We start from the raw sequence: 25,214 nt of genomic DNA, 5'->3' as shown, positions 1-25,214 counted from the left end.
GGAGCCACCGACCCTCCTTTCCCCGCCCTCTACCGAGCCGCTGCGGCGTGCCCCACTTTGCCGCGCCTGCGGCCTATGGTTTCCCGAGAAGAAGGGGTTTTCAACATTTCGATGGGCGGAGGGTTCCTAGACTGACCCGGAGCCTGTCGGAATGTTGGAAACCCCGGCAGGTCAGTCCGCCGTTTCTGCCAAGTAGAAGGCTTTTCCGCGCTTTCAATGGCCGGAGGGTTCCTAGCCCGACCCGCAGGCTGTTGGAAGGGTGGGAAAGCCGCCCCCCGAGTCCTCGTTTTCGTAACGCCCCGCGCCTTCATGCCGCCCGCATGGCGGCTCCCGAAAAGCCAAAGAAAAAGGGCACCCTCCCGGATGCCCCGTGCTGCCGCCGTCTCAATCCTCCACGTAATCAATCAAGTCTTCCACGCCATCAATAGCAGTGGGGTTTTCCAATGTGCCCATCGAATAATCGTAACCGTAGTAATCGGCAACATCTAGGCACGCCTTGAGGACGTGCTCGGCAAGATACAGCTCGTCGCTTTCAATCTTTTCGATGGCGAAACGCTTCAAGTCATCGTAGGACGTGATATCGGCACCATCATCCATGAGCACAGGAACGATATCCTCCAACGTCTCCCCGTTTGCAATCCGCCTGTCAAGCTCCGCACGCTTCATCCTAAAGTCCTTCCTGCCATGGGGCGGCTCCGCTGCCGTCCCCCTTGCCATCTATAAATATAGCAGACCGGCATACCAGCAAGCAGGTGAACCGTACACTCCATATATCCTGCATATAAAGCATGAATGAACACGCAGGTAGCGTGCCTAAATCTTGTACTCGCAACTGCCGTATTCCAGACGGAATACATCATCCATGATGCCCTCCTCGCTGTCGGCCACAAGCCTGACGAGACGGATGGTCTCATCCTCCGCATCGGAGCACAGTTCGATGATGAAGCCGTCAAATCCCTCCCGCTCGCATCTTGAGACCATCCCAATTCCCTTGCAGTACGCTTCTGCGACGGCAAAGGCATCAAGCGCAGCTTCTCGACGCTTTATCTTCGCTTTGAAGCTCTCCTCCACCCCGTCACCACCACTGCAACGACTGATGGAAAGCGTGTATCCGTCCATGTCTGTTCCTTCCCTTCACGAACCGCTGCCTGTAACCCTTATGCAGCCTGAGACGGTCGGCGAGCAGGGCTTCCTTTTTTTCGACGGGATTGTCTTTCACATTGTCAGGCATATTTTCCACCCTCTGCTCCCTTCTGGCTAACTAACAATAAATATAGCAGACCATCAAACCACAAACACAGCAAGCCATAAAACCATCATAACAATGCAGAGAAAAAAGGGCACCCGCGCAGGATGCCCCTTCTCATCTCACACGAACGGATTGGCGCAGCTGGAAGAATGCCGGACGCTGATTGAGGAAGTCCTTCAATATCTTGCCACCTCTATCTGGCACCAAGGAGCGCGATGGAGCCTACGCAGCCAACAAGTGCGATAAGGGTGCCTAGAACGCAGGCCGTCGCAAATCCGAGTGCCGCCATCTTCGTTCCCTCCGGTCGGTACGGCGCGTTGATGTTCATCAGGGATGCGGCGAGAATCCCGACGACGCCGCCGAGGAATCCGAGGAAGAAGAAACCTGCCTTCTGCCCGCTTGTAAGCTCACGCTCCATCGTCATCAGCATCTGGTCTTTCCCTGACTCCTTGGAATACATCTGCCCCATTCCTTTCTTTTTCTTCGTAAAACCGGGGCACGGTGCCTTCGCCCCTGTTCCGGCACCGCGCCCTGCCGGAATCTTACCATCCTCCGCGCGTTATGGCACAATCTGTTCAGGGATGCCGTCGAGTAGGAAGGAAGAACCATGGCTACCATTCAAGATTTCGAGGAGCGTATCGAGAAACAGAAGGCGGAACTCGCCAAACTCGAAGCGAAGAAAAAGGAACTTGAAAAGAAGATTCGCGAGCGGAACCGGAAGTGGCGCTCTCTGGTCACCCATTCCGCTGGTGAAAGTGTGCTCTCCGCCGTCGGTTGCGCTTGGCAGGAACTCGACCTCGACGCACTCGACCGATTCCTTGCGAGCCATGCAGACGAGGTGAGCGACATGCTCACCGCCCACGGAAGTACCCCGGAGGATGCCAAGGCGCGTCTCGATGCACGCAAAAAGAAAACGGTAAAAACGGAGCCTGTCGCTGATGGTGGGTTACAGGCAGCGGAACCGGATAGCGAAAACTCCGACTGGTAACAGAAAAGGGAGCCGTGTGACCGAAATCACAGGCTCCCTTTTCTCCTGCCCGCACTCCGAGATAAAAGCAACAGGCAGAAAGGACTTTCGCTACTGTAACACAGCGCACCGCCGCACGGGACGCGAATCTGGCAGAACCATCTCAAAACGCGTGTCTAATTGTGAAAGAAGCATGAAATCTGACTGGAAAAGTCCACAAAACAGGACAGATATAGTAAAACATAATCACAGATTGCAAGCAGAAAGGAGCACCATGGATTTCAGCAGCTACTACTACTACATCCCCTTGAACTTCTACGAGACACCTGAGATGACGCTCATCGACCATGAGCCGAATGGGGATTCCGCAACCGTACTCGTCCTCGCCCTGGCTAAAATCCACACGCGCACAGTCACGAAAAACGATGACGGCACGTTCACCATCGTGACCGATGACGGCACGTTCACGGATACCGAAGTCATGGATATGCTCTCCTCCTTCGGCTACCGGGCGAATCACGCCAAGTACACTCATGCCCTCGCGGTTGTCGCGAGGTTCCCGCCCTTCGACCACCTCGCCTACTCCGAAGCCGAACGCGATAAGAAGACCCCGGAGGTGTACCAATGAAGCTCCGAGGAGCGTGGCGCAGGGACTACAGTGAGTTCTTCGACACGCAGGAAGCCCTACTCATCGACGCGATGGACAATGCGGACTCCATCTACACCGTCTTCGCCCGTCTACAATCGCTTGCGGTGAAATGCGGCTGCGCCGGGAAGCTCCTTCTCCACGAAAGCGTTCCCTACACCGACGAGATGCTTGCTGCGGTCACTAAGAAGACCGTTCCCGCCTTTCGGCAATGCATGCAGCCGCTCGTACAGCTCGGCCTTGTCATCTGCGAGGATGGCATCTACGCCATCGCGGACTGGGAGTTCAACCAGAACGTCCCGGCAATCGACGCAATGCGCGAGGGAAACCGCGTGCGCAAGGCTTCGGAGCGCGCCCGTAAGAACGGAAAGGGAACCCGTCAGGTGAAGAAGGATAAAGTGCTCGCATACCTTACCGAGCATCCGGAAGCCACGAATACAGAGGTTGCCGAGAAGGCCGGAGTGAGCCGCCCCTCCGTCATCAAGTACCGCAAGGAATATGCGCCAGCACTTCCAGCCCCAAAAGGCGGAAAAATCGTAAAAGATGACGGCACGAAAGTTGACACTGTAAAAATTGACGGTGTAAAAGTTGACAGCTTTGACAGCAAAGTTGACGTCAATTTTGACGTAAAAGTTGACAGTGATTTTGACACCGGTTTTTACACTGACGCAGACGGTAAAAGCGCAGGTAGACAATCTGCACAGGTTGAAAATGAAGCTGTAAAAATTGCGTCACACCCTAAGAATATAGATGATAGATATAAGAATACATCTACATCTACAGCTGTGGCTGATGGGGAGGGAGCGACAGATTCTGGAATCCCGACAAGGGAGGAAGTCCGCTCACACTTCGCAGAAATGGGATTCGCGGTTGACCCCGACCGCTTCTTCGATGTGAACGAGGGACGCGGCTGGCGCACGAACTCCGGCAAGCCCGTCGATGACTGGAAGAAACTCGCCGCAGTCTGGGACAGGAACGAACACCCGAAGGCCGCGACCCCTCCCGCACGCACGGAACCGAAGGCCAATGCGGTCGGGAAAATCCCCTCCGTCGAGGAGGTCATGGCGAAATGGGGCTGTGACCGGGAGACGGCTCAGGGATATATCGACGAGAACATGTACTAGAAATGCCCCTGAGAATGCCTGAGAGCCTGCCTATGACACGTTAAATGTCATGTGGCAGCAACTGCCCGAACAAGACTGCAAAGTCCCGTAGACAGGCTCTCAGACATGGTAACGCAGAAAGGACGAGGTAAATGAGTGAAAACGTAACGAAAACCAAGGAGCAGGACGGACGGAAGCCGGGCGAGGACTATCGCGACGCGGACGGTATCCTCGTCTGCGGGAAATGCGGAGAGCCACGCGAGCGGATGTTCCCGGCGGGCGGAATCTTCAAGGAGCCGCACCTTGTCCCGACCATGTGCCGTTGCCAGAGGGAGGAAGCGGACAGGCAGCGCGAGGAAGCCGAGCGGGCGGAGAAAAGGCGTAGGACGGAACGGCTAAGGAAGCAGTGCTTCCCCTCATCCGGCAGGTACGCCTTCTGCACCTTCGATGCCGATGACGGCAGGAACGCGGCTCAGAGCACCGTCTGCAAGGCATTTGCCGCGACCTTCGACCCGAAAGACCCGGAGGGGCTTGTCCTGTACGGGAAGCGCGGCACGGGCAAGAGCTTCCATGCGTCCTGCATCGCGAACGCCGTCATCGAGCGCGGGTTCTCCTGTCTCGTGACCGATATCAAGCAGGTCGTGAACCTGATGGAATCCTCCTTCGAGAAGCGTTCCGGGAACCTTGAGAGAATCCTCGCCCCAGACCTCCTCATCCTTGAAGACCTCGGTGCCCAGCGCTCCACCGAGTACGTCATGGAGCACGTCTACGACGTTATCGACGGACGCTACAAGGCAGGGAAACCGATGGTGATAACGACGAACTTCGACTTTCGCGAGAGAATCCTGAACGCCACGGCAGATGACCCGTGGGGACGTGTCTTCGACCGCATCGTTGAGGTCGGGTTCCCGGTGAAGTACGACGGCAATTCGCGCCGTCGGGAAATCGGAATGAAGAACCGCAAAGATTTCAAGCGGAAGTTGGGAATCGAGGGGATAGAATCGTAGCGGAGCGGTTTTTAAGCATCAGCCGCTTCTTCCTGATTCTGGTGCCGATTTCCTTCCCGGCACCGTCCCCGCGCCCCGTAGCGTATCGACGCTGCGGGGCTTTCTTTTTCCTCTTGGCAGGAAAGGGCACGGAAATCGTGCCTATACCGAAAGGAGGAAAAAAAGATGACGAAAGAGAAAGCGAACCGTAACGAAGTGGTCGGCATGTTCCTGACCTATTGCCGGAAGACCCTCGTGAACGCGCGGACGGACGTTTTGAGGGAGCGCAAAAGGAGACGCAACCGCGAGGTGCTGTTCTGCGACCTCAGAAGAAGTGAACTCGAAAGCCTTGCGGACTGGCAGGACGTGCCGGAGCGGGAAACCGTATTCGATGCCGCCGGGAAGCCTATCGGCGTGACAGACAAAGACCTCGCGGATGCGCTGGAAAAACTCTGCCCAGAGGAGCAGGCAATCATCCTGCTCTCCTATTTTGCCGGATGGTCGGATAGGCGTATCGGTGAGGACATGGGGTTCCCACGCTCCACGGTGCAGAACCGTCGCGCCCGTGCGCTCGCCCGTCTTGCGGACATTCTGACGGAAGGGGGTGACCCGCATGGCAAAGACAAAGATTGACTACGATACCGTCGTTGCCGCGACAAGCGGAGATGCCCTTGCTGCCGAGGCGGTGCTCGATTACTTCAACGACTTCATGGACGGACTCTGCACCGGGTTCTACACCGACGCGGATGGCTTCTGGGACTACGGCATCGACCTCTCGATGAAGTCGTTCATGCAGGCGAAGCTGTTGCGTGCGATGCTGAGGTTTAAACCGTAAACAGTAAAACCACAAACACAGGAAACCAGACAACCAGAAAGAAGGAAAGGAAGCAGACTATATACAAACACGCTCTGACCTGCTACAATACAGTCAGAAAGACGAGTAGTCTGCTTTCCTGTCAAAAGGAGAGCCATGGTAACCGTAACGAAAAAAGATTTAGTTGCCCTCGGCTATGGGAACTCTTTCGCCACCGATATCATCCGTCTGGCGAAAATTCGCATGGTTGAGAAGGGCTATCCCTTCTACTCCTCACGCAAGCTCGACCGCGTTCCGGCGGAAGCCGTCGAGGAGCTTCTTGGGATTGCCTTAGACGGTGATGCCGCTGGTCGCGCTCCTGAAAAAGGAGTAAAGACAAATGGCAAACGACCAAATTAAGAAAGCCGATAACGGCACCTACTATTTCCGCGCCAATCTCGGATTCGACCATTCCACGGGAAAGCGGATTCAGAAATACCGGAGCGGATTCAAGACAAAAAAAGAAGCGAAAGAGGAATATGCAAAACTCGTTTTGCAATTTGCTTCCCAATCGCTTCCCACCGAACAGAAAAGGATTCCCTTCGGAACGTTCATTGAGGACACCTACCTGCCTTGGTATCAGACACAGGTAAAGGAGAGTACCTTCGAGAACCGCGCCGGTACGGTGCGGAAACACTTCTCCTGCTTCTACGAGAAGTTTACCGATGCCATCGAGCCAATCGACATACAGAACTGGCAGCTTGCCCTCATCCGCGCAGGATATAGCCCGAACTACGTGCGCGTCACACAGGGAATGCTCTCCGTTGCCTTCGACCGTGCCGTCATATTGGGTATTACGGAAAGGAACCCGTCACGGATGGTCGGCAACGTTCGTGGGCAGAAACCGCTTGTGGACTTCTGGACGCTTGATGAGTTCGAGAAGGTGATTTCCAAACTCTACAAGGGAGACTACTACGAGCACTACCTGTTCATCAGCCTGCTCTTCCTATTCATGAGTGGGATGCGGCTTGGGGAAGCATCTGCCCTCCTGTGGAGCGATATCGACTTCACGACCGGGCTTTGTTCCATCACCAAAACGCTCTATTACCACAACCAGTCGGACTACAAGTTCACGAAACCGAAGACGCGTGCGGCAATCCGCTCCATCTATCTGGATGAGGACACGCTTTCCGAACTCGCCGCATGGCGCAAGGTGCAGCGCGTTGTCATCCCTGACTGTGAGTTCGTATTGAGCTACAACGGGCTTCCGACTACAAAGACAAGGCTTCCGCGTGCAATGAAGAAGCTCGCAGACCTCGCAGGCGTTCACCGCGTCCGGGTTCACGACCTTCGCCACTCCCACGCGTCACTTCTCATCAACATGGGAGAAAGCCCATTGCTCCTCAAGGAACGGCTCGGGCATGAGAAGATACAGACCACGCTTGGGACATATGGGCACCTGTATCCCAATACCAACCAAGCAGTCGCAAAGAAGCTCACCGGCATCCTCAACTACAGTGAGCCGAAGACGAGCATCGCGAACTACACGAGCAACCAACACACGGCGGACTACCACCGTGCATGAGGAAGAAAAAACGGGTGCCCTCCCACCAAGAAGCAGCACCCGCTCGCGACCAGCAAGCCGCTTTTTTATTGTATATTAAGACCACGCACTGTGCAATCAGTGTGCAATCGTGAAAACGGAGAGCCTTGAACCCCTTATAAACAAAGGGTTTGCGGCTCACCGGATTCTACTCAAACTCAATCGTTCCCGGCGGTTTACTCGTCAGATCATAGAATACTCTGTTAACCCCACGAACTTCATTGATAATTCTGCTCATTACTTTATCAAGTACTTCATACGGAATCTTCGCTGCCTCAGCAGTCATAAAATCTACCGTATTCACTGCACGAAGTGCAACTGCATAATCGTAAGTTCTCTCGTCACCCATAACACCAACGCTTCTCATGTTGGTCAGGGCTGCAAAATATTGTCCGATGCTGCGGTCAAGTCCCGCGTTTGCAATCTCTTCTCTGTAAATTGCATCTGCATCCTGTACGATCCGTACTTTTTCAGCTGTTACTTCTCCGATGATACGGATTCCAAGTCCCGGTCCCGGGAATGGCTGACGGAATACAAGCTTCTCCGGAAGTCCAAGTTCAAGACCCGCCTTGCGGACTTCATCTTTGAAGAGATCACGAAGTGGTTCAATGATTTCTTTGAAATCAACATACTCCGGAAGTCCTCCTACGTTGTGATGAGACTTGATCACTGCTGATTCTCCGCCAAGTCCACTTTCTACAACGTCCGGATAAATCGTTCCCTGTGCAAGGAATTCTACTGCACCGATCTTCTTTGCTTCTTCTTCAAAAATACGGATAAATTCTTCTCCGATAATTTTACGCTTTGCTTCCGGTTCTGTAACTCCGGCAAGCTTGTTGTAGTATCTTTCCTGTGCATTGACACGGATAAAGTTCAGGTCAAACTGACCATTCGGTCCAAATACTGCCTCAACTTCATCGCCTTCATTCTTACGAAGAAGACCGTGATCTACAAATACGCAGGTAAGCTGTTTGCCGATTGCTCTGGAAAGCAGTCCTGCTGCCACAGAGGAATCAACTCCGCCTGAAAGCGCAAGAAGTACTCTTCCGTCCCCAACTTTTTCACGGATTTCCTGGATGGTATTTTCAACAAATGCATCCATCTTCCATTCGCCGACACATCCACAGACATTCTTTACAAAGTTGTTGATCATCTTGGTTCCTTCCGGTGTATGAAGCACTTCAGGATGGAACTGGATTGCATAAAGCTTTTCTGCTGCATTTTCTGCTGCTGCTACCGGACAGTCTGCTGTGTGTGCAGTAATCTCAAATCCCGGTGCCACCTGCGAAATATAATCAAAATGGCTCATCCAGCAGGTTGTTGTTGCAGATACATTTTCAAATACTTTGGAATCTTTCTTATCGATGATGACTTCTGTCTTACCATATTCTCTGACGTCAGCTTTTTCAACTTTTCCGCCAAGTACGTGAGACATAAGCTGTGCACCATAACAAAGACCAAGTACCGGAATGCCAAGCTTAAAGAGTTCTTCAGAATAAGTCGGTGAATCCGGTTCGTAACAGCTATTCGGTCCTCCTGTCAGGATAATTCCCTTCGGGTTCATTGCTTTAATCTTTTCGATATCAATCTTATAAGAATAAATTTCGCAATATACATTACATTCCCTGACACGTCTTGCGACAAGCTGGTTATACTGTCCACCAAAGTCAAGTACAATCACTAATTCGTTCTTCAAGGTTTTCCTCCTGTAAAATACGATCCTTTCAGACCGCTTTTTCTATTTATTGCTTTTATATTTTATTATAGTAGAGCTCTGGATGTTTTACAAGCATTTTCTATCGCCCGAACCAAAGTTTGAACTCTGGTCTGCAATTAAAACTCATATTCAGGCATCATCTTTCTAACACAAATGACAACTTTCTTCTGTATTTACACAATTGCCCCATGTTTCCACTTTCCATTAAAGTACCGGATAATAAAACAGATTGCACGTACTACCCAGTCGATCACCATTGCAACCCACACGCCAAATACTCCCAGTCCCATATATTTTCCTACCAGATAACTGAATCCGATCCGGAAAATCCACATCGACACAATCGATGTATACATACAGGCTTTTGCATCTCCTGCCGCACGATACGCTGCTGGAAGGGCAAATGAAAGTGGCCAGATAATCATTGCACTGATTCCATGGAAATGAATAATATTTGTTGCTGCCACTGCTGTCTGATCTGACAAATTGTATGCTTTCAAAATCAATGGAAGTGCAAGGAAAATAAGTGCTACCGTTCCCACCATTGCCACATAAATGATCGCAAGCAGTTTTTTCAGATAGTAATGTACCTGTTCATAGTCATTTGCGCCGACGCACTGAGAAATAACTGTCGTAATTGCCAGCGAGATCGCCATTCCAGGAAGAATCTGGAACAGCGCAATCGCATTGGAAACTGCATTTGCCGCAATTGCATAAGTACCGAAGGTTGAAACCAGACTCAGCACTAAAATTTTGCCCAGCTGAAACATACTGTTTTCCAGACCATTTGGAACCCCAATTGCAAGTATTTTCCGTATCATTCTTCCATCAAACCGGATTTTCAGTGTCCGCTCAATATGCAAGATACGTGTCTGATTGCAAAGCAACACTGTTATCACTATCGCGGCAACCATTCTGGAAATCAGTGTCGGTATTGCAACACCCGCCGTTCCGATCCGTAATCCGAACACAAGAATCGCATTTCCGGTTACATTGATCGCATTCATCAAAAGCGATACCCGCATGGATACCTGCGAATTCCCCATTGCACGGAAAATTGCTGCCCCACCATTATATAACGCGATAAATGGAATCGAAGCTGTTACAATTAGCAGATAAATATCTGCATGTCCTTTTACTTCCGCTGTAATGTGACCAAATACCTGATTCAGAATTATATCTTTTCCAAGGTAAACCAATATCATGATCGCAACCGCACTAAGACTCACAAACCATACCAGCTGTGTAGCCGCTTTACATGCCGATTTTTCATCTTTCCTGCCAATATACTGTCCGGCAACAACTGCTCCACCAGTCGCCAGTGCTGCAAAAATATTGATGATCAGAATCATAATATTGTCAACCAGCGACACGCCCGACACAGCTGCTTCTCCAACATTTGCAACCATAATAGAATCTGCCATCCCAACAAAAACTGCCAATAACTGCTCGATTACCAAAGGTCCGATCAGATTTGCCAGTTCCCGATTGGAAAACAGATAATGACTTCGATCCTGTTTTTGTTTCGTTTTCCCCATTCTTCTCTTTTCCTGTCCCTTCTCTTTTGTATATCCCCGTTTTCTCTATTATATACTGTAAAAATGTAATACACCATCTTTTTGCAAAGAAAAGGATTTTTTATGCGTGCTGATGCAGGTACTTTTCTCTGGTAGCAAGTCCGCCCCGGATGTGTCGTTCCGATTTGTTCAAATCCAGAATCTTTCGCGCCTCACCTGCAAGAGATGGGTTGATCTGGAGAAGACGTTCTGTTACATCTTTATGTATGGTCGTAACTAATTAGAACGCTATCATCTAAACCTAAATCACCAAATATTCTAAGGTAAATGTCCACATTCCCCTCTTTATCTACTTCAATCTTCTGTATAATCTGTTTCAACTGCTCATTTGTCATATCTGCAACTGAAGTAATGCCCTCAATGTTTTTGAACGTATGCTGTACGATTTCTTCCAACTGGTCGCCCTTATTCAGATTATACTCTACCAGTTTTAACTCGTTTTCCAGTTTCTCAATCTTTTTCTTCATACCTCCGATTTTTTCATTCAGTTCCTCACGGCTGATTAAATCATCTGTGTACATATCCATATACTTTTCTCTTGTCTTTTTCAACTTTGCAAGTTCTGTCATTAGTTCATTTTCGTATTGTTCATTATCTTCCTTTTTCTTATATATCCGATTAAACTCTTTTACAATACGATTTATGATATTCTTCTTATCCTTTAAAATCTCTTTAAAATATTCATCTAATGCCTGTATGAGTTCCGCTTCATCTATCGTGACTGCATTCGGGCAATTATCTACCCCTTTTCCGTTATGTCCCGAACAAACCCAACGAATATAAGTATTTTTATAGGTTCTGACTGTTCTTCTAAAAGACCAGCCACATTCTTTACACTTAATTAAGGTACTAAAAATATATTTGTTACTCTGTCGTTCTTTATTTAGTTTAAATGCCTTATGCCTGCTTTTTAATACTTCTTGTGCCTTATCAAATATCTCCGGTTCAATGATTCTAAGTTCCGGCTTGTCCGTAATCAGCCACTCGCTTTCTTCTTTTGTGGTTCTTACCCCAGTCAGAAAGTCCTCAACTTCCTCTTTTCCATTGATGATTTTTCCCGTATAGAGTTCATTTGTAAGAATACGGCAAATCGCATTTTGACTCCACGCACAATTACGTTTTGTTTTTATCCCTTGTTCATTCAACATATTTGCGATTTTAGCCGCACCATATCCCTCGTCAATATACCATTTGTAAATCTGCCTTACATTTCTAGCTTCTTCTTTATTTATTTCAAGATTGAAATAATCTCCAATCGTTTTATCATACCCATAAACAATATTAGGAACTCGTCCTTTTTCTGCGTTCATTTTCTTTCCGAATTTCACACGTTTAGAAGTGTTTGCACTTTCTTCCTGTGCCAAAGCTCCGAAAATGGTTAGAACAAATTCCGAGTTCCCCAATACTGTCATATTCGCTGTTAAAAATGTTGTTTCAATTCCTAGTGCTTTCAATGCACGAATACTTTGTAAGAAATCAACGGTATTACGGGCAAATCTTGAAATATCCTTTACAACAACCATATCAAATAACCCCTGCTTTGCGTCACGCATGAGTTTTTGAAATTCTTTTCGATTTTTAATCTTTGTTCCCGAAATACCCTCATCTGCATATAGTCTTACAAGATTATGTCCATTACGCTCTGTAAACTCTGCAAAAAACTTTTTCTGTGCTTCTAAACTATTTAACTGGTCTGATTTATCTGTTGATACTCTACAATAAGCGGCTATATTCATCTCCAACACCTACCTATTTACTAATCATCTTTCTGTTACTTCTTTATCTTATCATAGTCACTTCTGTTTCTCAAGATGAATTTGCAACTTACTATACTATTTTCATTACTTCTTCATACTCTTTCTTCTGTATAGCACTTTCTACTTCTTTTTCTAATCTTTGGACACCTACTGCTACGAAAATCTTTGCTATGTACTGAACGGTTTCTTCCTCCGTATTCGGATTATGAAAACGTATATTCAGTTTCGTCTTTTTCAAATATGTTCACTCCTAAAAGTCCTTTCTGCATTTATATGTCCAGTCTGAACGATTATTCCCTTTTACCTTAACTTCTCTTTTCACTTAACTTTAAGGATTTTAAGTAGTCCTCATACAACTGCTTCTGTGTGATATTCATTTCTCCATTTGCTATGAGATTCCCAATATAATCTCTCTGCTCTATCTTTCCCACCTCTGCAAACAGCTTTAAAGATGGTGCAACATATTTTTCCAGCCATTCCCACACCTTTTGCAGACTTTTCTTCTGTGGTTGCATGGTAAGTTTCACCTTACCTATGTCTTTCATCAGTTCCGCCCACGCGCGATAAGTGGGATAAAGTCTTTTTCGAGTTGTCATGCTGTCTGTCGGCTTTTCTAAAAATCGTATTTTACTGTTCAATACTTCCATTGCCAGTCCTGCCACATCTCTGTATCTCAATAATTCCTGTACGACACTTACTGCCATTTCCTGTCGAAATCTCAATTCATATCGATTCCAATTTTCATCCAGTTCCGTTCCATACTTTTTATTCTGTTCATATCCTTTTTCATAAAATACCAATCTTAAATTACTGGCTGAACTGCCGAGATAAAGACTTCCACCTTTACTCTGAAAGACTTCCTCTTTTAGTTCTCCCGAATCGTGAAAATCTATCTCCCGTAACTTTGTGGAAAGCAATCCCTCTTTTGTCCTTACAATCAAATCGGGAATACTCAAATATGGTTTTCTATCATCTATCGCCAAATCAATCCGAGGAAAGTTGATGTGATACTGGCAAACTCTGTTTAAGAAATCAAACCATGTTTCCTCATTGAGCTGTAAAAAAATCTCATAGTTGCGACAGCCTTTCCCACTCATTAAAATCTGAAAGCCTTGATACTGTGCGTTTCCTGTTGGCTTTAGCACCTTGATATTATCGAAGATTGCTACAACCTCATGTCCTGCAATCCCCTTTTCATAGCCTGTGACCGTCATAAGTTCCAAAGGTATTCTCAGCACATCTTCTATGACTGCTTCTAATGGAACTTCCTTAATGGTTATCTGACACCAGTCTATCAACGCGCTTAATTCTTCTTTCTGCCGTATTACTCCCCTGTTAGTGTAGGGGAGTTCTGAAAGAAGACTTCCGCTTCTTTCTTCCAAATTTATCAAACCTCCTATCTGCAACGGCATTGCCGTTGCCCTGCCCCCAACCTGCCGTTTGGTACGTCAGAACGGGGACAGGAACTTTGACTGCCTATACCTGTTTGCTTGAAATACTGCGGATTCCTTTACAGGTAATCCTCTCCACCAGCACAGGGAAATTCCCTCTCTGTACATAAGGCGAGTATACTGCTTCTTCCAGTTCTACCACCGCATAAGGCTCAATCTTCGGAAGTTCCGTTGCTTCCAGACGAATATCCACGCTGTTTCCTAACTTCATGCTTCCAAGATGAAGTTTTAAGGCTTCCACTTCCTCTGTTTTCTTCTTGTTCTCCCTATCATAATGGTAACAAGCGTCTGCACCCATAAATCGAAGTTCTCCAAAGGCTTCTCTGACCTGTTCTTTTGTCAATGTAATCTGCATACATCTTCCTTTCTCCCCGTCCTGCCGATAGGACAGCTTTCTTTTATTTCCAGTTCCTTTGATATGACGTCATATAGTTCAGTTATTTCTGAACCCGTTTGTATCATAGCACACAGATTTTCAGTTCGCAAGAGAAAGTTTAGTTTTTTATGAACTTTTTATTTTCTTTTTTCTGCACCTGTGGTATAGTGGATTTAGATGATAAGATATAACAAGTTATAACGAGATATAGAAAGAGAGGTTTTTTCAGATGAATACCATCGCAGAACGGATTCGATTTGCTATGAAAGCTAAAAATAAGAAACAGATTGATATTGTAAAAGATACAGGTATCAGCAAAGGAGCATTCAGTTCCTATCTTTCAGGACAGTACAATCCCAAAGCAGATAAAATGGAACAGATTGCCGATTCTTTAGATGTGGACTTGCGGTGGCTTTACGGAGAGAACGTACCCATGCAGACTGGCTCACAAGGGCAGGAACAGGCACTTCCTTATGTCTTTTATAATAATGACTGCTCGGAATATCTTCTTGACAAGCTAGATGATATGTATATTGCCATGATGCCCCAGTATGCCGCCATGATTCCCCGTTTCTATGTTCTTGTAGACAGGAGTTCCAATGCAATGCACCTGCTCCCCTTGTTTTTAAAAGAGGACTGCTCCGAGTTTTACGAATGTCCATCAGACCTGTTCCACTCTGACAGGCACGCTATTTTTACAAAAGATTTTGAAAGTATCAACATGGTACTGATAACTGCTACTATATATTATTACGGAATTGACACAAAAACGTTTGAACCGAAAGTTACCATGCTTTCCTATTCACCAACTGATGATTGTTTTCAAATCAATACTAAACCATATGGATTCCATATAAAGGCATTTGAGAAAGAAATTGAAAAAGAAGCACTATACCTAAAATATCACAACCAACAATAAACAAGAGGACTTGCAAGGTTTCTGACCTTACAAGTCCTCTGCTGTATCATGGTGCTGTTGGCTGTGTCCGTTCCGTCAAGGACTGCCCTACGGCGTATCGGCTTCGCCTTGTTCCTTGACCTCACTAGGTATAGGCAAACTGGGATTTATCGCATACAGGCATTGACAAATTTCATAGGTACGTCCATGCGTTCTGATACTTGTTTTGGTGTCATTCCACTATTTAAGAAACGCTTACATACTATTTTCATGTTCTCACCAACTTCAATAATATGTTTATCTGGGTCATAGAAACGAACAACACGCTGTCCCCATGAATGTTCTACAATGGGGTGGACGTATTCAACATTACATTCTTTCAGCTTATCCGCAAATTCATCGAAATTATCTTCTTCAAAATAAATTTCAAAGTTATTGCCACCAAAAGAAATACCACTTTTCCCGATAAAGTCTTTATATGTTTCAACCGTCTGCAAAGCCAAACCGCCTGTTAAAGTTTTATTTGCTCCAAAATCCATAATCACATGAAGCCCGAAAACTTTTTTATAAAACTCAACTGATTTCTCTATATCTGTTACCACTAGCATAGGATTTTTCAATTTCATTTCCATTACCTCCACAAGTCCTAGTTTATATATTCGTCTATTAGTTCTTAGTATTATGGATCATTTCGTAATAATAGGTTTTCCCTCCACATCTAATAATGGAGTTAAACCACCTCCAAATCCATTTGCAATAAAAAGATAATTTACTCCTGTTTCTTTATCAACATATATTGTTTTCTCACTTTTTAAACCCGTTTCTTGATACACTATTTCAAACCTATTATTTTTACTCATTTCAAATCACCTCTGATTTTTAATTTTTTATTTTGATTTATTCTTGAAAAATCCAATCAACATTAAAGCAATACCTAAAATTGCTACTGGAATATAAACAATATTAGGTATGCGATAAACAAATCTATCCACTCCAGCCATAATAATATAAAGAATAATTCCCATACTGATTAAAATACTTTTATCTTTCATAATAATCTCCTCATCAACTAAATTTTAGTCCTCCATTCTTTTTATAGTTTCCTCTATAGAAATACATTCAGCATACCGTTCATGCCACATAAATTCGTTATAATACCGATAGCTTTTTTTGTTATTCATATAATTATTGTTTACCGTCGAATTTGCGAATGCAGGTACAATCAAATTAAAGCCATATTCAAATCCACTTATTACTGTTGCATTGATACATTTATCGGTTTGAAGTCCAACAACAACTATATCTTTTTCATTTTTTTTCATTAAATACTCAACTAAACCAGTATCTTTAAACGCACTATTCACGATTTTAACAAATACTTTTTCATTAGATAGTGGCTTAAATTTTTCAAATATTTCAAAACCATCAGTACCTTTTGTTAAACCGCTCCCAACACCATCATCATGTACAACATAAATGACTTCAACATTGTTTTCTCGTGCTTTTTTAATTAGCAGTTGAATATTGTCAATAAACTCATTACAATTATATAATTCATCGTTAACAAGTGCCTTTTGCGTGTCTACAACCAATAATACCATTCTTCCACTACTCCTTAATAAATTCCAATATTTATCTTTATTTGCATTATACCAAATCGTTAGCACGCCAACTAGTCCTAAGTACATTGTTAGTTCTATTTTTTATAATGAAAACGGGCATATTGTACTTACACAACACGACCATTTTTTCTCTTATATTATCTCGATCAGAAATCTTTCTATTTTGTTACTGCCATATGTATCGTACTCTTACTTACCCCAAACGCCACCGCCGTCTGCCTCACCGTCGCCTTATTTTCAATAATATAATAAGCAATCTCAACCGCTCTCTCCTCAATATAATCTTTCATAAAAACCCCTGCATAGTTTGTTTTTTTTACAATCTATGCAAAGGCGAAGGGATGTATGTCTGATTGAACTTCCTTCAAAAATATCTCATTCAATTTCTCCCAACTTACCTTTTTTTCTTCCCCTAATTTTCCCGCTTTCTCTCTCAATCCTGCTATTTCACTCTCCAAAATCCACTGACCTGCCAGTAATATTTTACCATGCTCTTTTTCTTCTATTTCATGAAGTTTTTGTACTATTATTTTTTCCATCAGCTTCCCCTGCTTTCCCTTTCTAGCCTATAGCTGCACGCGGCGTGCAGTCAAAGGCTTTTATTTTTGAATTCTGGTTATCTTCTCCATCCTTCGTTGAAAGGGCATGTTTTTTTCGCGAATTCTCCAGATTGACTTTCCCCTCCTCATAAGTTATCCTTATCATAGTACGCCATGCTGACATATTTACAGCACTGGTGAATTTTATTATTCTTACAGGTAAGGATTTGAGAAAATGAGTAAAACAAAAACAATCGACCTGACTTCCGGGCCGATTCTAAAGACGCTGGCAGAGCTGGCACTTCCGATCATGGCTTCCTCGCTGCTGGGGACAGCCTACAATATTACGGACATGGCATGGATTGGCATGCTGGGTTCCAAAGCCGTTGCCGGGGTGGGCGTTGGGGGAATGTACGTCTGGCTCTCACAAGGGCTCGTGGCACTTCCGCGAATGGGCGGACAGGTCAATGTCGCACAGGCCTGCGGACGCGGAGACTATGAACAGGCAAGGGGATATGCCGCTTCCGCTCTGCGACTTACATTTTTACTGGGAATTTTATTTGCTGCAGTATGTATCGTGTTTATTCATCCGCTGCTCGGCTTTTTTAACCTCGGAGATGCAGAAACTTATACCGCTGCGAAATTATATACACTGATCACCTGCGGACTGATTCTGTTTTCATTTTTAAATCTGACTCTGACCGGACTTTCTACTGCGCAGGGAGATTCCAAGACACCGCTTATGGCAAATCTTCTTGGACTGGTTGGTAATATGATCCTGGATCCGATTCTGATCCTCGGATTTGGACCATTTCCAAGGCTTGAGGTTGTTGGCGCTGCAGTTGCTACCGTGACCTCGCAGATACTGGTTCTGATCGTCATGCTGATTCGGATTATGCACTCTGATCTGGAACCAAATATTCTGCAAAACATGCATGTACTGTCGCGTTTCCCTGCAAAATACTACATCAGTATTTTTAAAATTGGATTTCCGACAGCAGTACAGAGCAGTATTTACTGCATGATTTCCATGATTCTCACACGAATGGTTTCTGCATTCGGGGCAGGTGCCATTGCCACACAGCGAGTCGGCGGACAGATTGAATCTGTTTCATGGAACACTGCTGACGGCTTTGCTGCTGCGTTAAATGCTTTCGTTGGTCAGAACTACGGTGCAAAGAAACCAGACCGTATTCGGAAAGGATATAATATTTCATTTAAAATCCTCGCTGTCTGGGGACTCATTGTAACCGGTGCTTTCGTATTCCTGCCAGGACCGATTGCTTCCCTTTTCTTCCACGAAAAAGATGTTCTGGCGATTGCGATCAACTATCTGATCATCATCGGATTCAGCGAAACCTTTATGACCATTGAGCTTATGACCATCGGCGCACTTTCCGGTCTTGGTATGACAAAGCTTTGCAGTATCATCAGCATTGTCCTCACCAGTGCCAGAATCCCACTTGCCATGATCCTCACTCAAACCGGTCTCGGTCTGAATGGTGTATGGTGGGCACTTACAATTACCTCTATCACCAAAGGAATTGTTTTCTACTTCACCTTCCACCACACCAGCAGACACCTACCTGACGCTAATGACAATTAATTTAACTACCCACCTTTTTTATTTTTTCCTGTTTTGTTTATTTCTTCTTCATATTTTTTTGATTTTTTTTAGAGTTTGAACATATTTCTGTCACAAATTATCTGTATACTAATAATCAGATAGTTGATAAAGCAACTATCTCCCCCTCATAAAGTAGAAGCAGTCAGAATTCTGATTGCTGCACTTTACTCTCATTCCTTTAGATAACTATAAAACAACGAAGCCCGTTAGCCCTTGTGGTTAGCGGGTTTTCGCTGTTCTGTACTTGTTGCAAAATCCGCTTCGGTCAAATCTCGGTCAAATAATTTTCTAAAGAAATGTTGCACCTTTTCTATTCTCTTTCTTATTCTTGTTCTGATTATATGATTTCCTTATACAAATTCTGTAATTTATCCATTTCCGATTTTGCTTTATCATCTGTGACGTGCGTATACAAATCCAGTGTGATTGCTATGGAATAATGTCCGAGGAATCCTTGTACTACCTTTGCGTCAATCCCGGCTTCAAAACAACGCGTTGCAAAAGTATGACGAAGTGCATGTGGATAAAAATGCGGAATCGGTATAAACACTGTCTTGTTTTTCTCTGCCTGCTTTTTTCGTTCCTTATTGATAGATTTTTCTATCCAGTCTAACGTCACTTGAAAGGTGTGTTCTGTAATCGGTTTTCCGTTCTTTCCAACAAACACAAGATTTTCAAATCCCTCTAATGGTTGCCATTCACTAGCTGACAACTGCATTTCTTTCAACTGAATCCACTGACGTTTTAAAGCCTTATACACACTGTCCTGCATGGGAATCGTCCGTATACTGTTCTTTGTCTTTGGTGTCTGGTACTTGAATACATACTTCTTTGTTTCCTTATCTTTGATATACACCAACGTTTTATTTACAGAAATTTCCCGTTTCCGAAAATCTACATCATCCCATGTAAGCCCAAGCAGTTCTCCGCCACGCATTCCCGTTCCGAGTGCTACCTGTATGAGATTCTCGTGTATTCTCTCCTTTGCGTGTTCCAATACTTCCCGTTGTTCTTTCACAGTCAGTACCCGTATCTGTTTTGTCTTTGTTTTGGGAACTTCCACTCCTGCACATGGGTTGAATGTAAGAATCCTGTTATGCACTGCATATTTGAACATAGCATTGAGAATATTATACACATCCCGTATAGTCTTTGTGCTGTAATCATCATCTGCCATATTCTGAAGCAGACGTTCCAAAATAATCGGATTAAAATCTGCCACACGTTGTTTTCCTATCTGCTTCTTTATGTAACGTCTGTAAAAATCATCATAACGTACTTGTGTACTCTCCTTGATAGTCCGCTTCTTATGGGTATTCAGCCAGATATCAAACCATGTATCCAGAGTGATATTATCGCCCTTTCCTTTCAACCCATGCTTGACTTCATAGCGTAAATCTTCCATTTCTTGAACTAACTTTTTTAAGTCCGCATTATCTTTTGTATACGTTTCTCCTTTGTAATAAAACCGCCCTCTGTAAATTCCGCTTTTTCTCTGCATAATTCCCGGCGGTAATGGATTTCCTTTTAAGTCCTTGCCCAATCTGCACGCTCCTTTCCGTGCAAGGACTATCAGAACTGGTCTGACAGTATTATATGCTTATTTGTGTTTATACTGCAATTACTTCATATTTATTTTTCAGATTATGCCCTTCGTTTTTCTTCAAAAACTGGTCTAAAACCTCAGAGCGTATAAGAATCTTATTTCCAATCCTTATGACCGGAATCTTCTGCCATGTAATCAGCTTTCGCAGATTATTTCTTCCAATTCCCGTATACTCTGACGCTTCATTCACTGTAAGGGCTTTCTTTGTCTGTATCGTTTTCTGTGTATGTTCTGTCAAAGATTCTCCTTTCTTCTTCCCTCAAAAGGAAAGATTTTTTATAGTCCTCATATATGCGTTGTTGTTCTTCGTTCATCTGCCCCCGTTCTATTAGCTGGCGGATATAATCTCTGTTATCCAGTTTTCCGATTTTATCCATTAGCTTTAAAGAGGGCGAAACTGCTACGTTCAGCCACTGCCATGTTCGTTCCAGTGTCTTTTTCTCTGGATTCATGGTCAACTTTATCTTCCCTACATCCTGCATGAGTTCTTCCCACGGGGGATAAGTAGGATAAAGCCGTTTTCTTGTAACCGTGCTGTTTTCCGGCTTCTGTAAAAACCGCACTTTCTCGTTTAATACAGACAACGCAATCCGTGCCACATCCCTGTCTTTCAGAAGTTCTTCTACTAATCTGACCGCTTTTTTGTGCCGGAATCGAAGTTCATATCTGTTCCAGTCCGGGTTGAGTTCTTTTCCGAACTTTTCTGCCTGTTCATATCCCTTTTCATAGAATGTAATCCGAAAATCACTGTGTTTACTGCCGAGATATAGTGTTTTTCCCTGCGCTTCTATTTCATCCTCTTTCAGTCTATCAGAACGATTCTCTGCTGTATCACGCAACTGACTAGATATCAGCCCCTCGTTTTTCAGACGAATCAATTCCGGGATAGACAGATAAGGCTTTGTATCGTCGATTGCCAAGTCTATCCTCGGAAAATTCACCGGGTATCTGCAAACTCTTTCCAGAAAATCAAACCATGTTTCCTTATTCATCATAAGGAAATTTTCATAATTCCTGCACCCCGAACCACTCATAAGAATCTGAAATCCCTCATACTGTGCATTTCCTGTCGGTTTCAGAATCTTGATATTGTCAAATCTTGCTATCAGTTCGTGTCCAGCAATTCCTTTTTCCTTACCATGCAGTTCCATAAAACTCAGTGGAATCCGCAAGATATCTTCTATGATTATGAACACGTCTACACCTTTGACAGTAATCTGACACCAGTCAATCAGTGCTGTCAAATCTTCTTTCTGACGAGTTACCCCCCTGTTAGTATAGGGGGGTTCTGAAATTTTCATTACCTCTGTTATCATCATCCCTGCCTTTCGTAGTATGCCGTGGCTTTCGCCACGTTCCCGGAACTTCTCTACTCCCTTTGCTCCTTTCACGCTGTACGGAGCAGTCCGCAGAGAATTTCCGGGAACAGTCTCTACACGTTTCCTTTTCCGGTAACAACACGGATACCCTTGCAGGAGATTCTGTCCACCAATACCGGGAAGTTTCCTCTCTGCACATAAGGGGCATATACCGCTTCTTCTAGTTCTACCACTGTGTAAGGCTCTACCTTTGGAAGTTCTGTTGCTTCCAGACGGATATCTACGCTGTTTCCAAGTTTCATGCTTCCGAGGTGAAGTTTCAATGCTTCCACTTCCTCGGTTTTCTTCCGGGTTTCCTTATCATACTTGTAGCAGTAGTCTGCTCCCATGTAACGGAGTTCCCCGAACGCTTCTCTGACCTGTTCTTTTGTCAATGTAATCTGCATGCTACATTTCTCCTTTTTTGAAATCATGGTGAATGAGTGTCTGGTAAGTGTGACAAGTCCTTTTCATATCCACGTCTATATTTATTTCATTACTTTTCTCCTTACCTCTTAACCTCATCATAGACCTGTTTTTTCTTCTTGTCAACAATTATTTTACTTTTTCCCTTACTTTTTATTTTTGTATTTCAAACGCTTAACTATATCTTTTTATAACTTATTATAATTTTACCCTTACATTTATCCTTATCTTGTGTTATGATGAAAACAGAAACGAGGTGTGCATATGTTTGTGAATAAAGAAGCAGTAGGAAAACGAATTTTACAGATACGCAAGAAATACGGTTACAGTATGCAGAAGTTTGGGGAAATCATAGATAATGCCCCGAAAGGCTCTGTAAACAGTTGGGAAAAGGGTGTGAATCTTCCCAATGAGAAACGCTTGAAGCAGATTGCCACGTTGGGCAATATGACGCTGAATGAACTTCTGTATGGTTCATTTAAAGAATATGTAGATATGCTTATCACAGAAAAACTGGGGATTGAACTGCCGGAAGAATTTACCAGAACTTTCTATTCTCTTTTAGAGCAGAACGGATTTACCTACGGGGATGATATCGAGATTGTCCGGCTTGTAAACGGCTTTCTGACTTATCATAACCTTACAACAAAAGAAACCGCCATTTTCTATCAGCCAACTGCATACTCCGGCGATTATTTTGACGGTATCATACAAAAAGCGGATTCTTCCGTTCTGGTCTGCCGGGCATATGCAGATAAGGCAAACAACACCTTACATATCATTCCGGCTTTTGAGAATGGACAGACTGAGGAAGTAGCAGACTTCTTTCATGCACTGAAAAGCATAACCGCTCCACACAACAACAATTATTTCACTTCCGGCTTTCTGACACTCGGACTGGCATTGAGAGATTCCAAAGTAATTATCTATGGAATTGATGAAAAACAGGGAACAGCACAGGTAATCCCTTACGAATATGATTGCGAATCAGACGCTTATATCCAGAATGAACATCTGTCATATACCAGACAGGATAGCTTTTTCCGAGAAGCCACGAAAGAAGCGGTCTATTGGAAAATGCAATCCGACAGAAGTAACCCATAAGATAAACAAGAGGACTTGCAAGGTTTGTGACCTTTCAAGTCCTCTTATGTATCATGATGGTATTGGCTGTGTCCGTTCCGTAAAGGACTGCCCTACGGCGTCTCGGCTTCGCCTTGTTCCTTTACCTCACTAATAATAATGTTCTGATAGCAGAACTCTTACTTATACTTTTATCTTACTATTCTTTCAATTTTTACCGTTTCACCATCAATATTATACTTAAAAAAATAAAATTTAATAACATTTCCTTCTGATACTTGTTCTAGATCACCTTTACACTTAGTACAATCTAAACTAACTTTTGTCGTATCAAAAAATAGACTACTTTCTTCCTTCTCATTTAGTTCTATTAAAAGTGTATCAAAAGTTTTCTCTACAACAACCCCACTCAAATGAAACCAATGAGAATTATCATCTCCACTAGAACGCAACTCCATATTTTGACGATTCTCCTTAAAAACATTTCCTTTTACGCCAAGCACAATTAATACTATTGCAAGCAAAAGTATGATTAACAAAATCAATCGTTTCTTATCCATTAAATGTAGTCCCCGATATGTCTGTCCAACTATCAAAATCAAAATTCAAATAACGTACTGTATCCCCCCATCCATCAAATACCATCAATGTATGTACTGTATTTCCAGAATTATATGCTCGCAAAGTTGCATATCCCTCTGCTGCCATTGAATGCCCCGCACGTTCTCCAGTATCACTGCTAATTATACCACAATGGACAACTGCTATATCTCCTCTATCAATGCAATTAGTGAAAAAATTATAATTGGGACTATAGTCAGTATTTTGTGTTACAGAAACATTCTTTCCAGCACAAAAGTCCACAAATCCAGGTCCAATATTGCCAATAGTTGTTGAACCATATGTTATTCCTCCACTCTCCGATGAAACTGTCGTTCCTGTTGAATCCCAAATATCCATATAATCACCTGCAATATCTGTATAATCAACAGCATTATAATATGCACCACATGCTAATAATGCACTAACTGCACATGCATAATGTCCTGTTACACTTTCTATATACGGCTCATTAAAGGAAATAAATTCTTGAAGATGATTTGTTGAAACAAGCGTGTAGTTTTCATAAACTTCATCAATATCTAGCAAAACCTCATCCCAAGTAGCTGGGTCTTTTCCCCTACTCTCATTCAAGGACAGTACTGTTTTTTCTAATGTTTCACCATAATTCGTTCTAATCTTTCCCAAATTATCAACAATACCATATTCAAACGGAGCTATTTTATATATTTCAGAGGTATTTGCTTTTTCACTAAATACATTTGCTTCACTTTGATAAATCACCTCATATGGATTTGCTGAATTATTACCAAATGAGTATTCTGATATCAAAGATTCACACGTAGTATCAAAAACTACATATCCATATGGTTTGTTTTCTAAATTGTAATTTACAATATATCCAATAGCTTGACCTGTTGTATCATAAAATTTTCTCGGATTATTAGCAACAATATTGCTATTTTCTCCTATTCCCTTTGCAAAACGTTCTGCCATCTGTATCGCCAAATCATCCGTAACATTTACAACAGAAGTATTCTCCGATGCATGGACAGGAACTATTGACATAATAGTCAATATAAAGATTGTCAAAAGTGAAGCAAATCGTTTAAAAATTTTTCTCATAAATATCCTTCCTCCTTAGATTATATATTTACTTTAATATTATATCTTATTCCCTATTTTGTCTATATTTTTTTATGTTTATTTCAAATATTTCATTCTATTTTATTTTTATCAAACTATTTTCAAACAAATCCAAACAAAGAA

The 25,214-nt window shown here is 43.8% G+C and carries 31 protein-coding genes and 2 pseudogenes; 11 read left to right on the top strand and 22 right to left on the bottom strand.

Annotated elements, in window-relative coordinates; translation table 11 throughout:
• Positions 1 to 384: 384 nt before the first annotated feature.
• The 3 genes from PG766_RS07560 to PG766_RS07550 form a co-directional block, all read right to left on the bottom strand.
• A complete protein-coding gene (locus tag PG766_RS07560) occupies positions 385 to 666 on the bottom strand; it encodes a hypothetical protein (protein WP_117786589.1) in 282 nt (93 codons plus the stop codon).
• Between the two features lie 147 nt (positions 667 to 813).
• Entirely contained in the window at positions 814 to 1,119 is a 306-nt protein-coding gene (locus PG766_RS07555) for a hypothetical protein (RefSeq protein ID WP_270590710.1), read from the bottom strand.
• A 323-nt stretch (positions 1,120 to 1,442) separates the two neighbouring features.
• Positions 1,443 to 1,718, bottom strand: coding sequence for a hypothetical protein (locus PG766_RS07550; protein WP_270590709.1), 276 nt, complete (start codon positions 1,716 to 1,718; stop codon positions 1,443 to 1,445).
• Positions 1,719 to 1,856: 138 nt separating this feature from the next.
• Between PG766_RS07550 and PG766_RS07545 the strand changes: the two genes are divergently transcribed.
• From PG766_RS07545 to PG766_RS07510, 8 genes are all read left to right on the top strand, one after another.
• A complete protein-coding gene (locus PG766_RS07545; RefSeq protein ID WP_055261531.1) occupies positions 1,857 to 2,237 on the top strand; it encodes a hypothetical protein in 381 nt (126 codons plus the stop codon).
• 253 nt (positions 2,238 to 2,490) lie between these two features.
• Positions 2,491 to 2,844: a hypothetical protein gene (locus tag PG766_RS07540; RefSeq protein WP_117786590.1), complete on the top strand. Its 354-nt coding sequence runs from the start codon at positions 2,491 to 2,493 to the stop codon at positions 2,842 to 2,844.
• Entirely contained in the window at positions 2,841 to 3,986 is a 1,146-nt protein-coding gene (locus PG766_RS07535) for a phage replisome organizer N-terminal domain-containing protein (protein ID WP_270590707.1), read from the top strand. The genes PG766_RS07540 and PG766_RS07535 overlap by 4 nt, the downstream gene beginning before the upstream one ends.
• A 131-nt stretch (positions 3,987 to 4,117) precedes the next feature.
• Complete coding sequence (locus tag PG766_RS07530; protein ID WP_175306231.1) at positions 4,118 to 4,972, top strand: ATP-binding protein; 855 nt, start codon at positions 4,118 to 4,120, stop codon at positions 4,970 to 4,972.
• A gap of 165 nt (positions 4,973 to 5,137) precedes the next feature.
• The gene (locus PG766_RS07525) at positions 5,138 to 5,584 is read left to right on the top strand and encodes a sigma-70 family RNA polymerase sigma factor (protein ID WP_118382994.1); all 447 of its coding nucleotides are present in this window, start codon (positions 5,138 to 5,140) and stop codon (positions 5,582 to 5,584) included.
• Positions 5,565 to 5,786: a helix-turn-helix domain-containing protein gene (locus PG766_RS07520; protein WP_270590705.1), complete on the top strand. Its 222-nt coding sequence runs from the start codon at positions 5,565 to 5,567 to the stop codon at positions 5,784 to 5,786. The genes PG766_RS07525 and PG766_RS07520 overlap by 20 nt, the downstream gene beginning before the upstream one ends.
• A gap of 135 nt (positions 5,787 to 5,921) precedes the next feature.
• Positions 5,922 to 6,164 (top strand): DUF3173 domain-containing protein, encoded by a 243-nt coding sequence (locus PG766_RS07515; RefSeq protein WP_055167997.1) that lies wholly within the window; start codon positions 5,922 to 5,924, stop codon positions 6,162 to 6,164.
• Positions 6,145 to 7,329 (top strand): site-specific integrase, encoded by a 1,185-nt coding sequence (locus PG766_RS07510; RefSeq protein ID WP_118382993.1) that lies wholly within the window; start codon positions 6,145 to 6,147, stop codon positions 7,327 to 7,329. The genes PG766_RS07515 and PG766_RS07510 overlap by 20 nt, the downstream gene beginning before the upstream one ends.
• A 166-nt stretch (positions 7,330 to 7,495) precedes the next feature.
• Here PG766_RS07510 and guaA read toward each other — a convergent pair whose 3' ends face one another.
• The 7 genes and pseudogenes from guaA to PG766_RS07475 all read right to left on the bottom strand — a co-directional run bounded on the left by guaA (position 7,496) and on the right by PG766_RS07475 (position 14,204).
• Positions 7,496 to 9,043: a glutamine-hydrolyzing GMP synthase gene (gene guaA, locus PG766_RS07505; RefSeq protein WP_008374035.1), complete on the bottom strand. Its 1,548-nt coding sequence runs from the start codon at positions 9,041 to 9,043 to the stop codon at positions 7,496 to 7,498.
• Between the two features lie 194 nt (positions 9,044 to 9,237).
• Entirely contained in the window at positions 9,238 to 10,602 is a 1,365-nt protein-coding gene (locus tag PG766_RS07500; RefSeq protein WP_118199821.1) for an MATE family efflux transporter, read from the bottom strand.
• Positions 10,603 to 10,702: 100 nt separating this feature from the next.
• A pseudogene (locus PG766_RS07495) lies at positions 10,703 to 10,855 on the bottom strand (sporulation transcriptional regulator SpoIIID); the annotation flags it as partial.
• Positions 10,842 to 12,377, bottom strand: a complete 1,536-nt coding sequence (locus tag PG766_RS07490) for a recombinase family protein (RefSeq protein ID WP_117467738.1) — start codon at positions 12,375 to 12,377, stop codon at positions 10,842 to 10,844. The pseudogene PG766_RS07495 and the gene PG766_RS07490, both read right to left, overlap by 14 nt.
• 91 nt (positions 12,378 to 12,468) lie before the next feature.
• On the bottom strand, positions 12,469 to 12,636 hold the full coding sequence (locus tag PG766_RS07485; RefSeq protein ID WP_165853158.1) for a hypothetical protein: 168 nt from the start codon (positions 12,634 to 12,636) through the stop codon (positions 12,469 to 12,471).
• A gap of 67 nt (positions 12,637 to 12,703) precedes the next feature.
• Positions 12,704 to 13,810 carry a replication initiation factor domain-containing protein gene (locus PG766_RS07480; protein ID WP_173821263.1) on the bottom strand — a complete coding sequence of 369 codons (1,107 nt, stop codon included), beginning with the start codon at positions 13,808 to 13,810 and terminating at the stop codon, positions 12,704 to 12,706.
• A gap of 64 nt (positions 13,811 to 13,874) precedes the next feature.
• Entirely contained in the window at positions 13,875 to 14,204 is a 330-nt protein-coding gene (locus tag PG766_RS07475) for a hypothetical protein (protein ID WP_117467739.1), read from the bottom strand.
• Positions 14,205 to 14,454: 250 nt separating this feature from the next.
• Between PG766_RS07475 and PG766_RS07470 the strand changes: the two genes are divergently transcribed.
• A complete protein-coding gene (locus tag PG766_RS07470; protein WP_117467740.1) occupies positions 14,455 to 15,144 on the top strand; it encodes a helix-turn-helix domain-containing protein in 690 nt (229 codons plus the stop codon).
• Positions 15,145 to 15,290: 146 nt separating this feature from the next.
• Here the strand turns inward: PG766_RS07470 and PG766_RS07465 are convergent, their stop codons facing one another.
• From PG766_RS07465 to PG766_RS07440, 6 genes and pseudogenes are all read right to left on the bottom strand, one after another.
• Positions 15,291 to 15,749 carry a VOC family protein gene (locus tag PG766_RS07465; RefSeq protein WP_117467741.1) on the bottom strand — a complete coding sequence of 153 codons (459 nt, stop codon included), beginning with the start codon at positions 15,747 to 15,749 and terminating at the stop codon, positions 15,291 to 15,293.
• Between the two features lie 60 nt (positions 15,750 to 15,809).
• Positions 15,810 to 15,983: a DUF6440 family protein gene (locus tag PG766_RS07460; RefSeq protein ID WP_117467742.1), complete on the bottom strand. Its 174-nt coding sequence runs from the start codon at positions 15,981 to 15,983 to the stop codon at positions 15,810 to 15,812.
• A gap of 27 nt (positions 15,984 to 16,010) precedes the next feature.
• Complete coding sequence (locus PG766_RS07455; RefSeq protein WP_165853157.1) at positions 16,011 to 16,175, bottom strand: hypothetical protein; 165 nt, start codon at positions 16,173 to 16,175, stop codon at positions 16,011 to 16,013.
• Between the two features lie 24 nt (positions 16,176 to 16,199).
• Positions 16,200 to 16,724, bottom strand: a complete 525-nt coding sequence (locus PG766_RS07450; protein WP_117467743.1) for a cysteine hydrolase family protein — start codon at positions 16,722 to 16,724, stop codon at positions 16,200 to 16,202.
• Positions 16,725 to 16,906: 182 nt separating this feature from the next.
• A pseudogene (locus tag PG766_RS07445) lies at positions 16,907 to 17,035 on the bottom strand (sporulation transcriptional regulator SpoIIID); the annotation flags it as partial.
• Positions 17,036 to 17,068: 33 nt separating this feature from the next.
• Positions 17,069 to 17,284 (bottom strand): hypothetical protein, encoded by a 216-nt coding sequence (locus tag PG766_RS07440; RefSeq protein WP_118199819.1) that lies wholly within the window; start codon positions 17,282 to 17,284, stop codon positions 17,069 to 17,071.
• A gap of 235 nt (positions 17,285 to 17,519) precedes the next feature.
• On the opposite strand from PG766_RS07440, the gene PG766_RS07435 reads away from it, so the two are divergent.
• The gene (locus PG766_RS07435; RefSeq protein WP_117824578.1) at positions 17,520 to 18,890 is read left to right on the top strand and encodes an MATE family efflux transporter; all 1,371 of its coding nucleotides are present in this window, start codon (positions 17,520 to 17,522) and stop codon (positions 18,888 to 18,890) included.
• 358 nt (positions 18,891 to 19,248) lie between these two features.
• On the opposite strand, the gene PG766_RS07430 is transcribed toward PG766_RS07435, so the two are convergent.
• From PG766_RS07430 to PG766_RS07415, 4 genes are all read right to left on the bottom strand, one after another.
• Entirely contained in the window at positions 19,249 to 20,454 is a 1,206-nt protein-coding gene (locus PG766_RS07430; RefSeq protein WP_009244191.1) for a tyrosine-type recombinase/integrase, read from the bottom strand.
• Between the two features lie 67 nt (positions 20,455 to 20,521).
• Entirely contained in the window at positions 20,522 to 20,707 is a 186-nt protein-coding gene (locus tag PG766_RS07425; protein WP_004844108.1) for a helix-turn-helix domain-containing protein, read from the bottom strand.
• Positions 20,700 to 21,836, bottom strand: coding sequence for a replication initiation factor domain-containing protein (locus PG766_RS07420; protein ID WP_022431989.1), 1,137 nt, complete (start codon positions 21,834 to 21,836; stop codon positions 20,700 to 20,702). Before PG766_RS07420 ends, PG766_RS07425 begins: the two co-directional genes overlap by 8 nt.
• Positions 21,837 to 21,949: 113 nt before the next feature.
• A complete protein-coding gene (locus PG766_RS07415) occupies positions 21,950 to 22,282 on the bottom strand; it encodes a hypothetical protein (protein WP_009244196.1) in 333 nt (110 codons plus the stop codon).
• A gap of 283 nt (positions 22,283 to 22,565) precedes the next feature.
• On the opposite strand from PG766_RS07415, the gene PG766_RS07410 reads away from it, so the two are divergent.
• The gene (locus PG766_RS07410) at positions 22,566 to 23,405 is read left to right on the top strand and encodes a helix-turn-helix domain-containing protein (protein WP_004844111.1); all 840 of its coding nucleotides are present in this window, start codon (positions 22,566 to 22,568) and stop codon (positions 23,403 to 23,405) included.
• 170 nt (positions 23,406 to 23,575) lie between these two features.
• On the opposite strand, the gene PG766_RS07405 is transcribed toward PG766_RS07410, so the two are convergent.
• Together PG766_RS07405 and PG766_RS07400 are read right to left on the bottom strand one after the other, a co-directional pair.
• Positions 23,576 to 23,944, bottom strand: coding sequence for a hypothetical protein (locus PG766_RS07405; RefSeq protein WP_004844112.1), 369 nt, complete (start codon positions 23,942 to 23,944; stop codon positions 23,576 to 23,578).
• Positions 23,937 to 25,070, bottom strand: coding sequence for a hypothetical protein (locus PG766_RS07400; protein WP_004844113.1), 1,134 nt, complete (start codon positions 25,068 to 25,070; stop codon positions 23,937 to 23,939). The genes PG766_RS07405 and PG766_RS07400 overlap by 8 nt, the downstream gene beginning before the upstream one ends.
• Between the last annotated feature and the right edge of the window lie 144 nt (positions 25,071 to 25,214).

It is taken from the genome of Coprococcus sp. LG101-27, from assembly GCF_027695515.1.
GTDB classification, from domain to species: Bacteria; Bacillota; Clostridia; order Lachnospirales; family Lachnospiraceae; genus Allocoprococcus; species Allocoprococcus comes.
Note: the sequence above shows the minus strand (reverse complement) of the source record. Positions and strands in the feature narration are given on the sequence as shown.

Coding starts and splice junctions, on each gene's coding strand:
- PG766_RS07435 (WP_117824578.1), top strand. CDS start 17,520: ATGAGTAAAACAAAAACAATCGACCTGACTTCCGGGCCGATTCTAAAG.
- PG766_RS07455 (WP_165853157.1), bottom strand. CDS start 16,175: ATGAAAGATAAAAGTATTTTAATCAGTATGGGAATTATTCTTTATATT.
- PG766_RS07530 (WP_175306231.1), top strand. CDS start 4,118: ATGAGTGAAAACGTAACGAAAACCAAGGAGCAGGACGGACGGAAGCCG.
- PG766_RS07560 (WP_117786589.1), bottom strand. CDS start 666: ATGAAGCGTGCGGAGCTTGACAGGCGGATTGCAAACGGGGAGACGTTG.
- PG766_RS07490 (WP_117467738.1), bottom strand. CDS start 12,377: ATGAATATAGCCGCTTATTGTAGAGTATCAACAGATAAATCAGACCAG.
- PG766_RS07550 (WP_270590709.1), bottom strand. CDS start 1,718: ATGGGGCAGATGTATTCCAAGGAGTCAGGGAAAGACCAGATGCTGATG.
- PG766_RS07470 (WP_117467740.1), top strand. CDS start 14,455: ATGAATACCATCGCAGAACGGATTCGATTTGCTATGAAAGCTAAAAAT.
- PG766_RS07500 (WP_118199821.1), bottom strand. CDS start 10,602: ATGGGGAAAACGAAACAAAAACAGGATCGAAGTCATTATCTGTTTTCC.
- PG766_RS07420 (WP_022431989.1), bottom strand. CDS start 21,836: ATGATGATAACAGAGGTAATGAAAATTTCAGAACCCCCCTATACTAAC.
- PG766_RS07515 (WP_055167997.1), top strand. CDS start 5,922: ATGGTAACCGTAACGAAAAAAGATTTAGTTGCCCTCGGCTATGGGAAC.
- PG766_RS07520 (WP_270590705.1), top strand. CDS start 5,565: ATGGCAAAGACAAAGATTGACTACGATACCGTCGTTGCCGCGACAAGC.
- PG766_RS07405 (WP_004844112.1), bottom strand. CDS start 23,944: ATGGATAAGAAACGATTGATTTTGTTAATCATACTTTTGCTTGCAATA.
- PG766_RS07440 (WP_118199819.1), bottom strand. CDS start 17,284: ATGGAAAAAATAATAGTACAAAAACTTCATGAAATAGAAGAAAAAGAG.
- PG766_RS07410 (WP_004844111.1), top strand. CDS start 22,566: ATGTTTGTGAATAAAGAAGCAGTAGGAAAACGAATTTTACAGATACGC.
- PG766_RS07555 (WP_270590710.1), bottom strand. CDS start 1,119: ATGGACGGATACACGCTTTCCATCAGTCGTTGCAGTGGTGGTGACGGG.
- PG766_RS07465 (WP_117467741.1), bottom strand. CDS start 15,749: ATGAAATTGAAAAATCCTATGCTAGTGGTAACAGATATAGAGAAATCA.
- PG766_RS07415 (WP_009244196.1), bottom strand. CDS start 22,282: ATGCAGATTACATTGACAAAAGAACAGGTCAGAGAAGCGTTCGGGGAA.
- PG766_RS07525 (WP_118382994.1), top strand. CDS start 5,138: ATGACGAAAGAGAAAGCGAACCGTAACGAAGTGGTCGGCATGTTCCTG.
- PG766_RS07400 (WP_004844113.1), bottom strand. CDS start 25,070: ATGAGAAAAATTTTTAAACGATTTGCTTCACTTTTGACAATCTTTATA.
- PG766_RS07540 (WP_117786590.1), top strand. CDS start 2,491: ATGGATTTCAGCAGCTACTACTACTACATCCCCTTGAACTTCTACGAG.
- PG766_RS07535 (WP_270590707.1), top strand. CDS start 2,841: ATGAAGCTCCGAGGAGCGTGGCGCAGGGACTACAGTGAGTTCTTCGAC.
- PG766_RS07510 (WP_118382993.1), top strand. CDS start 6,145: ATGGCAAACGACCAAATTAAGAAAGCCGATAACGGCACCTACTATTTC.
- PG766_RS07460 (WP_117467742.1), bottom strand. CDS start 15,983: ATGAGTAAAAATAATAGGTTTGAAATAGTGTATCAAGAAACGGGTTTA.
- PG766_RS07480 (WP_173821263.1), bottom strand. CDS start 13,810: ATGCCGTTGCAGATAGGAGGTTTGATAAATTTGGAAGAAAGAAGCGGA.
- PG766_RS07450 (WP_117467743.1), bottom strand. CDS start 16,724: ATGGTATTATTGGTTGTAGACACGCAAAAGGCACTTGTTAACGATGAA.
- PG766_RS07545 (WP_055261531.1), top strand. CDS start 1,857: ATGGCTACCATTCAAGATTTCGAGGAGCGTATCGAGAAACAGAAGGCG.
- PG766_RS07475 (WP_117467739.1), bottom strand. CDS start 14,204: ATGCAGATTACATTGACAAAAGAACAGGTCAGAGAAGCCTTTGGAGAA.